This is a genomic window from Pseudomonas sp. KH_021 (assembly GCF_057838865.1).
In genome coordinates, this window is record NZ_CM174477.1 from 438,227 (window position 1) to 449,109 (window position 10,883).

The window sequence follows — 10,883 nt, forward strand, 5'->3', positions numbered from 1 at the left end:
TGTTCCTCTCAGTCCGGCAGGGCGATGGGGCCGATGTCCTTGAACACATCGCCGGGGCCAGGGTTGTGTGCATGAGTGTGGCCACCAAAGTGATTCATGATGCCCCACACCGCATTGAGCGAAGTCTGGACTGCGCCTTCGACCCAGGCCGGCGTCCAGGACACATCATCGCCAGCGATGAAGATGCCGCGCTGCTCGGCGGGCATCTGGTCCTGCATGAAGTGGGCATACATGCGTTGATTGTAACGGTAGTGCCCCGGTAGCGCGCCTTTGAAAGCACCGAGAAAATGCGGGTCGGCTTCCCAGGACACTGTGATCGGGTCGCCGATAATGCGCCCGGCGATATCCACCTTTGGGTAGATCTTTTTCAGTGCGTCGAGCGCCAGTTTGACGCGCTTCTCCACCGGGTGCGGCAGCATTTTCAAGGCGTCGCTCATCCAGGAATATGACAGACAGATCACGCCCGGCTTGTCGTCGCCGTTGTCGAACAGATAAGTGCCGCGCGTCAGGCGGTCGGTGAGGGTCATGCTCATGACATCACGGCCGGTTTGCGGGTCTTTGTCTTTCCAGAACGGTCGGTCGACCATCACGAAAGTTTTCGACGATTGCATGTAACGGGTGCGGTCCAGTGCCATCCACATTTTTTGCGAGAATAAAGACTCTTCGCATTCGATCTGAGTGGTCAGCAGCCAGCTCTGGCATGTGGTCAGTACCGCGGCATATTGGCGGGTGTCGCCCCAATTGTCGGTGACGGCCAGGCGACCGTCGGGTGCCCGGGCAATACTCTTTACCCCTGAACGCGGCGCCCCCCGGTGCAAGCTGCTCAGGCTGGTGCCTTCTGGCCAGTGTGCGCACCGCTCGGGCACATGACGCCAGATCCCCAGAGGGACCTGTTCTACGCCACCCACAATCAGATGCTGGTGGTCGTCACAGTTGGTCATGACCACACGAAAGATTTCCAGCATGGAGTTGGGGAAGTCCGAATCCCAGCCGCCGGTGCCAAAGCCCACTTGGCCGAACACTTCGCGGTGCAAGAAACTCAGCTTGGCAAAGGCCTTGGAGGTTGCGACAAAGTCGTAGAACGTGCGGTCGTCCCACAGGGGCACCAAGGTGTTCCACAGCGCCTTGAGGCGAGGTACGTCACGGTCGCGGATTGCTTGTTGGATCTCGCCGAATCGGGCGCCATCCTCCAGGGCATCAGCCCAGGCATCGGCAACCTCCTGGAACAGCTTGGGTAGGTCGGCAAGTTTTTCGGCGTAGTAGGTCTGGCCTTCCAGATCGATCACCGTGCTACCGGACGCGCCGGTCAGCGGGTTGGGAAAGGGCTTGGTCTCAAGCCCGAGCTTGTCCACGTAGTGATAGAACGCCGTAGACGACACCGGAAAGCGCATGCCGCCCAACTCGGCAATGATGCCTTCAGTCCCTTCGAACGCCTGCGATCGCAGTCGCCCGCCCATCTTCGACGCCTCGTAAACCACAGGCTTGAGGCCTAGCTTCATCAGCTCATAGGCGGCCACCAGGCCCGCGATGCCGGCCCCGACAATCGCCACTTCTTCGCCATGGCGCTCAGCCGGAATACTGCCGATCCCGGCCGGGTGTTCGATCCAGTCATCGAAGGCAAAAGGGAAATCCGGGCCGTATACGGTGATGGGCTTCTTACCGTCGGCGGGGTGGCGATTGTTCTTGTTCATGGCAGACCTCGTCGAGCTCGGCGCTGGGGGCAGAGCGTGAGTATAGGAAACGACTGAGGGCCATTTTAGGGAGGGCGGAAGACGTAAATAAGAGGCAAGGTGTCGTCATATGGAGCGTTTGGTGATCGTTATGACGAGCGATGTGTGCATTGTGACGGGGCAGGAGCCGGCTTTAGCCGCGATGGGCGCACCGCGGTTTGCCTGATATACCGCGGTGCGTTCATCGCGGCTAAAGCCGGCTCCTACCTGGGATTGTGTCGCTCAAACCGGCTGCCCACGATCAATCTTGCTGCTCAGGATGATCGAAGTTGTAGTCTTTTCCACACCCTCGACGCTGCCGATCTGGTCCAGCAACTGGTCCAGCTGGTCGGGGGAGTCGGTGCGCAGCCAAGCGACATAGTCGAATTCGCCACTGACTGCGCAGAGCTGCTCGACCTGCGCCATGGTGCCCAACTTGCGCACCACATCCTTGCCGGAGCGCGATTTAACGGTGATGCCGACATAGGCTTGCAAGCCGCCATCAATCACTCGCTGGCCCAAGCGCACACCGTAACCGGTAATCACTTTGGCTTTTTCCAGGCGTGCCAGGCGTGAGGTGACGGTCGTGCGGGCGATCCCTAACTGACGAGCCAGCATGGCCACGCTTTCGCGGGCATTGATTTGCAGGGCGGCGAGAAGTTGACGGTCGATGTCGTCGAGGGTAGGGGGACGCAGTTCAGGCATGGGCTTCTCAGGCAGGGGCTGGTTGGGGCCGGATGATTTAATCGCAGGTGCTGCGTCTGCCGCCAGCCATTTTGAATCAGGCTGCTGGCGGGGACGAAAAAAAATTTGGCAAATCGGACCATGTTTCAAATACACGACTACTCTAAGGTGTTCAAAACCAAGCTCGTCCAAAACAGGGAACCGATGTGATGAGTAATAAAAGAACGGGCAATCAGGTCATTCTGGGAACGATGCCTATAAAAGCTCAAGCCAAGGCAACGCAAAAGGAATCGCTTTTCGCACGATTAGCCCGTCTGGCAAAGAACAGCGCCCAAGTCGTCTCGGCCAGTGCTGAACTGACGACCCAGCTGGCTTCAGTCGGCTTAGGCACTTCAAAGATTGAACCTGAGAAGTCCGATAGACGTTTCAACCACCCGGCCTGGCGCGAACATGAGGGTTACCGCCGACTGGGTCAGGCTTATCTGGCTTGGTCACGCAGCGTCAATGGTCTACCCGACCGACTCGATACAGCTGATTGGCGTACTAAGGAGCAACTGCGCTTTGCTCTTGACCTATGGACCAGCGCCGCCGCACCGACCAATAGCTTGCTGGGCAATCCGGCGGCGTTGCAAAAAGCCTTCGATTCGGGCGGAGCCAGCCTGGTACGAGGGACTAAAAACTGGCTCCACGACGTGGTACATAATCGCGGCATGCCCACTCAGGTGGACTCCAGTCGCTTTAAAGTCGGCGAGAACCTGGCGGTCACCAAAGGATCGGTGGTGTATCGAAGTGAGGTATTCGAGCTGATCGAGTATCACCCGGTCACCAAGACGGTGTGTGAGCGTCCGGTCCTGCTGGTGCCACCGATGATCGGCAAGTACTACTTCCTCGACATGGCGCCGGGACGTAGTTTTATCGAATACGCGGTCAGCCGTGGCTTGCACTTCTTCACGATCAGTTGGCGCAACCCAACCCCTGAACAAGGGACATGGAACCTCGACACCTACGCCGCAGCCGTACTTGAAGCGCTGGAGGTGGTGCGGGAAATTACCGATGGCGCCGAAGTGAACGCCCATGGCTTTTGTGCCGGTGGCCTCATTCTCAGCGCTGCCCTCAATCACAGTGTGGCTCAGGGCAAGTGCCCGGTGAACGCAGCGTCCTTTGGTGTGATGCTATTGGACTTTGACCATCCCATGCAGCTCGGCGCGTTTTCGCCGGCCCCCGTGCTGAAATTGGCTCGTCAGCGATCCGCCAAGTCCGGCGTGATGAGTGCCAGTGATATGGCTGGGGCTTTTGCCTGGTTGCGTCCTAACGACCTGGTGTGGAGTTACTGGCACAACAATTACCTGATGGGGGAATCGCCACCCGCAATTGATGTGATGGCCTGGAATGCCGACGGCACTCGCATGCCAGCGGCGTTGCACGATCAGTTCCTCGATGTTTTCAGACATAACGCCCTGGTCGACGGGCCGTTGACGGTGCTCGGCTCACCCTTTGAGCCAGGTGCTATCGAGTGCGATAGCTACTTCATGGCGGCAGAGGGGGACCATTTGACCCCCTGGAAAGCCTGCTACCAGTCGGCCCAGCTATTTGGTGGCGCGCGCACCTTCGTGCTCAGCAACGCGGGGCATATCGCCAGCCTGGTCAACCCACCGAGCAACCCCAAGGCACGTCACTTTACCGGCCCGGCTCCGGTCCTGGACGCAGACGACTGGTTGGCGCAGTCCACCGAACAATCCGGCACCTGGTGGAAAAATTGGGCTGACTGGGTCACTGAGCGCGGCGGAGCAGAGCGACCAGCCCCGAAAGTGGCTGGGGGCAAACGTCATGGTGAACTGGAGCCTGCTCCAGGTCGTTATATCCATGAGTGAGAGAGTGGGCGTGATTCGAAAGCGACGCTGTTTCGCGTTTAAGTCGCTGCTGAAAAACGCGCTGAAAGTTTGAAATAAAAGCTAATCGCGGTGGGGGTGACAGGTAGCTGCCATCTCTACTCCGATCAGAAAGTTTGTGCGAGCGAGCGCTCTATCATTTCCTTTTGAGCCTTATGGGCGTCTAGGATGAGTCGCTGCCTGCTCATTCGCTACGCAATTAGCCTGATAGCGGGTGCTACGACCACCACCAGGCAGGCGAACGAGGCAGCCTTTTTCAAGAAGGTCACCTAAATGGCGAGTCGCAGTGGCTTTTGAAACCTTAGCCACGGCCTGGTATTGGGCGGCGCTTATACCGTCTTCAAAACCGCGGTCACCGCCATCGAGTAGCCGATTAAGCACTTTGATTTGTTCGGCAGACAGGACCTGGCTGCGGTGCGTCTGCCAGAAGCGCGCCTTGGCCAGCAATCTGTCGATGCGGGCAAGTGCCTGTTCCAGGCTTTTGAGTAGCGTTCCGAGAAACCACTGCAGCCAGGCGGTGATATCCAGGGTGCCTTTCTGGCTGGCTTCCAGAATATGGTAGTAGCCGGCTCGGTCGTCGAGGATGCTCGCTGACATGGCGTAGAAGCGGATGGCCTGCTGTTCGCCCTGGGCCAATGCCAGGTCTGTGAGGGTGCGAGTCAGGCGGCCGTTACCGTCATTGAAGGGGGGCAGGGTAACAAACCAGAAATGGGCAATCCCAGCGCGGAGCAATGGTTCGAGGCTGGCATCGCTGCGGCTGGTCTCGAACCAGTCAAGGAAGTCGGCCAGCTGCTCTTCCAGCCCGGTGCGTGGTGGCGCTTCAAAGTGTACGGTGGGGCGGTCGACTCGGCCGGAAACAACCTGCATGGGCTCATCGCCGCGCAGTGTGCCGATGCGCAGTGGGCGGGCTAATATGTGTTTACCGGCTCCTGAAGAAGCTCGGGTTGCGCGTACCGCTGTCGAGTCGATCATCCAGGTTTGTAAGTCTATCAAGCCCTTCTCGTTCAACTTGATGTGCAAACGCTGAAGCATCCGGTCGAAGACCCGTTGATTTCTCCAGTCTCGGAATCGCTGATAAACCGTTGACCAGGGTCCGAAATGCTCTGGCATATCGCGCCACGCAGCGCCCGAACAGAGAACCCAAAGCACACAGTTGAGCATGAGACGGTCATCACGGCGCGGGCGTCCTCGCCGACGTGGTTCCACAAAGAGATCCGCTATCAGCTCCCATGCTTCATCCGAGATTTCGTATCGCTTTGCCATCACAGGATTCCTTTCCATAGATGGCTGGGAACTCTATAAAAAAAACGGGGCTGGCAGGGCTTCGACACGGTTTCCGCGAATTACGTACAGAGCCTAGGATGGTCCTTGCCCAACTGCACATGGAATAGTTCGTCGTCTTGCGACATTGTTGTTCCCTTGTCTAATTCTGGTTGCAGCAGGGAGTGTGCAAGTGAGTGAAATGGCTGACAAGGTAGAGGTTCTGTCCCTTGAGGTCTCTGATCGGATGATGGGAGCCTCACGGGCGTTGTGCTCCATTAAGTTCTCGATGGATATGAGCTCCCGATATTATTTTGAGCAGGAGTATCAAAACGACTGGATGGACAGTAGTGGTACCTGCGCTTTTTGGGGGCATTCATTTCTACGCATTGTGGTGCCTTTTCTCGACTGGGAGGAATCCCAGTCGGCGCGGTTCAAAGCCCTTGTTGATCCTCGCTATGTCCTTGGGGCTAGCATCAAGGGGAAGCCTCAACACGTCCCTGAAGAGGAGATCGCGGATAGGATTGAGAGCTACTCGACGAACTTTACCTGGTCCAACAAGGCTCTTTACACCTGGTACAAGCCCTTGGGCATATTGACCGCGCATGAAGGTAAGCATCGTGTTGCGTTCATGCGTACGCATGGAAATAAACCGATTGCTGCCTGGGTTGATGAGCAGAATTATCCTGCTGCCAAACGAATTCAGCTCATAGAGCCAGCAAGGCGGCAGGATGAGTGGTTAGCTCTGTTAGACGGGCGATACCTGCAAGTACTCCAGCGACCCTATACCTCGGTAGCACTGTTACGGGAGTATGGTGTGGAGTCCTTCAGATGGCATCAACTGAAGGCCCTTCCGCCTGAAGGCTTGGTGAGAGACGCCGTTTACCAGCGTCGACTGCACAAAATACAGGAAACGATCAAAGAAGCTGATCGAACCCTGGATCTGCGGGAGCTTGTTGATGCGGTGCCGGTGTCGGTGCCGGTGCCGGAGAGTGTTGACGTCCGTCTCAACCTTTTGATGCTGGATAATATGAGGTTTGAAGCACTCCGATTTGCCCGATGGCCAGGGAGCCTTTTGGCTCTAGTGTGCTGTCTGCGAAATAGCTTTTCTAATTTTTCACCTACACTTCAGGTGTCATTTCCCCCTTGGAGAGCTTCAGGTGAGCGCACTGGACATTACGCTTAGCTCCGAAGAAAAGGCCGAACTGAACCGGCGCGTTCGCTCCGCCACCATTCCCCAGCGTGAAGGTCGTAGAGCACGCATTGTGCTGCTTGCAGCACAGGGCGAAACACGGGAAGAGATTGCACGACTGACTGGGTTTTCTCTCCCGACAGTCACCAACTGGTGCCAACGCTTTCAGTTGCTCCGGCTCGACGGATTGATTGATAAACCAGGTCGTGGACGCAAGTCGTCGCTGCCTGCCGATACTGTCCGCCGCGTCTTGGAGCAGGTCACGAAACCTCGCATTGGCGAGTCGCGATGGAGCTGCAGGAGTATGGCGAGAGCGGTCGGGATTTCTTCGAGTACGGTCCATAAGTTATGGGCTGCCAATGACTTGAAGCCTCATCTGACTCGCACCTTCAAGCTCTCAAACGATCCGCAGTTCGAACAGAAATTCTGGGATGTTATCGGCCTTTACCTGGCCCCGCCGGACAAGGCATTGGTGCTGTGTTGCGACGAAAAAAGCCAGGTGCAGGCCTTGGAACGCACGCAGCCTGGATTGCCTCTGGGCATCGGCCACATCCAGACGAAATCACATGATTACACCCGCCACGGCACGGTTACATTATTCGCTGCGCTGGATTATCTGCAGGGAAAATTGATCAGCAGCATCGAACGTCAACACCGTCATCAAGAGTGGTTGTCCTTCCTCAAGAAGATCAACAAGCAGACCCCCAAGAATCTCCAGCTTCACCTGATCGTCGATAACTATGCGACGCACAAGCACGCCGCCGTGAAAACCTGGCTGGCGAAGCACCCGCGTTTCCATATGCACTTCACACCGACGTCCAGCTCTTGGATGAACATGGTCGAACGATTTTTCCGAGACATCACGGTGTATCTACGAGACGGTAGCTTTGCCTCGGTGCGCGAGTTGGAATCCTCGATAACAACGTTCATGGCACTAAGAAATGCTCAGCCGACCCGGTACGTTTGGAACGCGAAAGGCGAGGAGATTTTGAGCAAAATCCAACGAGCTCGCGAGGCACTTGAGGCCGTACCATAGGGATAAATTATTTCGAAGACAGCACACTAGGTTTGGTTGCCAGGCTAGCCGACGGGGTGTTTGACCTTCCTGTGTTTGCTGAGGCTGCAAATGGATTGTTTGGCGCCGCTTTCGCGATGGCCTTAGCGCCGATGCTGATGGAGTGGAGGAGGCGGAAATCAACTGAGCCAGCTATTTTTCCGGTGTCACGATCTGCTGTGACAAAAGCGTGCTCGAGTACGGTTCGGAAGAGTCGTTCTGGTGTCTGAGAGAGGTCCGAAGCGTTTGCCAGATCTACCTGTCGCGTACACAGAGACGAGATCTCAGATACTATGCAGAGTCCAGGGTGTGTCTGGGAGATTGCTGCCGCACAGCTAGGGGGAAGCCAGCCCATCTCGATAGTCGCTGGCCTTCAGATCAGCGATTTTCAGACACAAAAAAACCGCCTTTTTATGGGCGGTTCTTTGTACATTTTACTTTCACAGAAAAGGGTATTAGCCCTGTCGCTTAGGTAGAGTTCTGCTCTCGGTTCCCAAGCCATGTGCGTCAATGCTATTGACAGTTGACGGCTGTGTCAACCTAATTAGCTTGTCAAAACACAGCTTCGTCGTGATCCTCATGCCCTGTTTTCCTCATCCAGGGCGCGCTGGAACTCAAGTTCCTCCTCATAATTGCGTCCCATTGCTTCGGCCCAGCTTTTGGCCAAGCGCTCTACTGCCGATAGTTGACTGAGCCGCTCCGTTTGAGCTTCGAGCTCCGCCGTCAATGACTCGACAGATACCTGAAGATGGTCAGCTTTAAGCTGAACCTGCAGAACATCGTTGTAGGGCACGTAATCAGAGGCTCCAACGGCGTGAACCAAGGCGCTTTTCAGCTTTTTCTCTTCAGCACGACTGAGGGCAATACCGTATTTGACGTTACGCCCTGAGTCTCTACCATTCTTGAAATAACTGACTGGCGGCAAAATTCTCTGTACAGAAATGCACTCAAGCATACTGCAGATAACGTAACTATCTTTGCCGCTGTTCTGATATCTCGGCATCTTGTCGAGCGTGCTTTGATCAAGCTTGAACGCCGTCTTGTCGCTAGGCTTGACTTCCTGGGATGTAACAGGAGCCACCTGAATAAGGTTTCCGGAAATCACCTTTACGACCACTGCAAGTCGCCGTTTATGCATTTCAGCCTCAAGCAGGGTGTCCATGTATCGCTTATTCGTTTTGCTCAGTGCGTTGATTCGACCAGTCTGCTGAACGAACCCGTAATCCACTTCAACCAGCGTTCCTTGCTGGCCTAGGAGTTTCTGTGCTGTCAGCACCTTGTTTGATTTCAAGGTCTGGTAGAGAAATATTTCCTTTGAGACGTCATGTCTTTTGATTAAAACGGAGAAAATAGCTGGCTGCTGAGCATTCGCCTGCGTGGTTGATACCGATTCCAATCTCCACAGGTGATTGTTAACTCCTACGAAGCATTTCGTGATGAACACTGGATGGGGATCGCGGCCCGGTTTCGCTCGAGGGACTCCGGGAATAAGCGCCTCTTTGATGTCATCATAGGTCTCAGTACCGAGCACCGTCTCCACCAATGCACCACCGCTGCCCGTAACGGTTTCCAGATACCGAACAACGATCGTTTGCATGTGCGTCCTTGGGTGCAATTGCGGGGGTGCGCATTTTGGCTTTCGATGAGTGTGAATGGAAGTACTACAGTTACTTTACAAAGCTCTTATGGGATTGAAGCTCATAAGAATTTCGCTGGTTTTGAGGTGTTCGACTTCGTGCTGCGTGGTTGTCAGGTCTCGATGACATCTAGCTTTGCAGGTGAGGGGGCGTGGCAGGATGCCCTCATCCTGAACTAATAAACTTCAGTGTTGGGTCTCGTTATTTTGTCCAGCTTGGTGACGAGGTCTTCGGCTCGCAGGTGTGTATAACGCTTAAGCATCTGCATCGATTTATGCCCACTGATAGCCGACACCTCCTGATCAGATAACCCGCCCTCGACCAGCCGACTCACCGCTTCGTGGCGCAGATCGTGAAATCTGAAGTCGGGTAGATCGAGCGTCTTCTTTAGCTGTCCCCAGATTTTGGTGAATGTGTACGGCCTGCGTTTCCCGTCCTTTCCAGGCTCACCAAAAAACACCAGATTGCAGTCGATTGGACGCACCGGGTTATTCATCGCAGCTTGGAATACTTCTGTGGCTCGCTTGCTCAAGGGAACGGTTCGGGAGGAGTCGTTCTTTGTGTCTGAGAGGCGTATGACGCGCTTTGCCAGATCTACCTGAGACCGACGCAGGGATGAGATCTCAGACGAGCGCATACCCGTTTCCAGGGCGATGCGCACAATCCAACCCAGCATAGGGTTGCTGTGTCGATTCACGGCCGCAAGCAAATGGCGTTCTTCGTCGGGTGATAGTCGTCGGTCGCGACCGTCTCCCGGGCTTGGCTTGCGAATGTTCAGCACTGGATTGAACGTCAGGCCCAATCCCCATTCCTGAATAGCGACGGTGTACAGGTGGCTCAACAGAGCCAGCTCAAGGCGCACAGTGTTATTGCTTGATGTTTCCATCGCGGCCGGGCTCGCTCAGTCGCTTGTCGCGGTAGCCGGCGATGATTTCGGCGGAGAGGGCGGCGAGAGAGTATTTGCCCAGGTGCTCGATGAGCTTCTTGGCTTTGGTGATTTCACCGCGCTGGGTACTGGGCTTCTTGGTGGGGGTGATGTCGCTCAGGTAGCGCTTGAGTGCAGCCTCAAGCGTCATGCGCTCGGAGCCGCTGCGCTGGATGTACACACCTCTGACCATTTCGTCTTCGGTACGCCGAGATCAGTCCTCCACATCACGCTTGGTACGGAAGGTTTTAGCCACGGTTGGCCAGCCAGTTTTGCGAATCAGAGCCTTCCAGGTGCCGGAAGGAGTTTTAACGAGAGTTGCCATGAGAGGGTGCTCCTAGGCGGCTGGCGAACCAGCACTGTACCTAATTTGTACCCTTGGAGCGTAGGACTGTAAAAACAGGGGGCAACCCAAAAACACGAAAGCCGCGCAGTGCGCGGCTTTGAGTATGGTGGGCCCAGCAGGACTCGAACCTGCGACCAAGGGATTATGAGTCCCCTGCTCTAACCAACTGAGCTATAGGCCCTCAGTA

General features: G+C 55.8%; 7 protein-coding genes, 1 tRNA gene and 1 pseudogene. 3 read left to right on the forward strand and 6 right to left on the reverse strand.

Going from position 1 to position 10,883, the window contains the following annotated elements:
- Positions 1–8: 8 nt before the first annotated feature.
- On the reverse strand, positions 9–1,691 hold the full coding sequence (locus tag AC3IX4_RS02020; protein ID WP_489259023.1) for a flavin monoamine oxidase family protein: 1,683 nt from the start codon (positions 1,689–1,691) through the stop codon (positions 9–11).
- A gap of 261 nt (positions 1,692–1,952) precedes the next feature.
- Complete coding sequence (locus AC3IX4_RS02025) at positions 1,953–2,414, reverse strand: Lrp/AsnC family transcriptional regulator (RefSeq protein ID WP_489259024.1); 462 nt, start codon at positions 2,412–2,414, stop codon at positions 1,953–1,955.
- Between the two features lie 188 nt (positions 2,415–2,602).
- Between AC3IX4_RS02025 and AC3IX4_RS02030 the strand changes: the two genes are divergently transcribed.
- Positions 2,603–4,264: a PHA/PHB synthase family protein gene (locus tag AC3IX4_RS02030; RefSeq protein WP_489259025.1), complete on the forward strand. Its 1,662-nt coding sequence runs from the start codon at positions 2,603–2,605 to the stop codon at positions 4,262–4,264.
- A 171-nt stretch (positions 4,265–4,435) separates the two neighbouring features.
- On the opposite strand, the gene AC3IX4_RS02035 is transcribed toward AC3IX4_RS02030, so the two are convergent.
- The gene (locus AC3IX4_RS02035; RefSeq protein ID WP_489259026.1) at positions 4,436–5,545 is read right to left on the reverse strand and encodes an IS5 family transposase; all 1,110 of its coding nucleotides are present in this window, start codon (positions 5,543–5,545) and stop codon (positions 4,436–4,438) included.
- Positions 5,546–5,735: 190 nt separating this feature from the next.
- On the opposite strand from AC3IX4_RS02035, the gene AC3IX4_RS02040 reads away from it, so the two are divergent.
- Complete coding sequence (locus AC3IX4_RS02040; RefSeq protein WP_489259027.1) at positions 5,736–6,728, forward strand: hypothetical protein; 993 nt, start codon at positions 5,736–5,738, stop codon at positions 6,726–6,728.
- Positions 6,703–7,770 carry an IS630 family transposase gene (locus tag AC3IX4_RS02045; protein WP_489256307.1) on the forward strand — a complete coding sequence of 356 codons (1,068 nt, stop codon included), beginning with the start codon at positions 6,703–6,705 and terminating at the stop codon, positions 7,768–7,770. Before AC3IX4_RS02040 ends, AC3IX4_RS02045 begins: the two co-directional genes overlap by 26 nt.
- Before the next feature lie 595 nt (positions 7,771–8,365).
- Here AC3IX4_RS02045 and AC3IX4_RS02050 read toward each other — a convergent pair.
- From AC3IX4_RS02050 to AC3IX4_RS02060, 3 genes and pseudogenes are all read right to left on the reverse strand, one after another.
- Positions 8,366–9,385, reverse strand: a complete 1,020-nt coding sequence (locus AC3IX4_RS02050; protein ID WP_489259028.1) for a hypothetical protein — start codon at positions 9,383–9,385, stop codon at positions 8,366–8,368.
- A 215-nt stretch (positions 9,386–9,600) separates the two neighbouring features.
- A pseudogene (locus AC3IX4_RS02055) lies at positions 9,601–10,675 on the reverse strand (site-specific integrase).
- Between the two features lie 125 nt (positions 10,676–10,800).
- Positions 10,801–10,877, reverse strand: a tRNA-Ile gene (locus AC3IX4_RS02060).
- Positions 10,878–10,883: the final 6 nt, after the last annotated feature.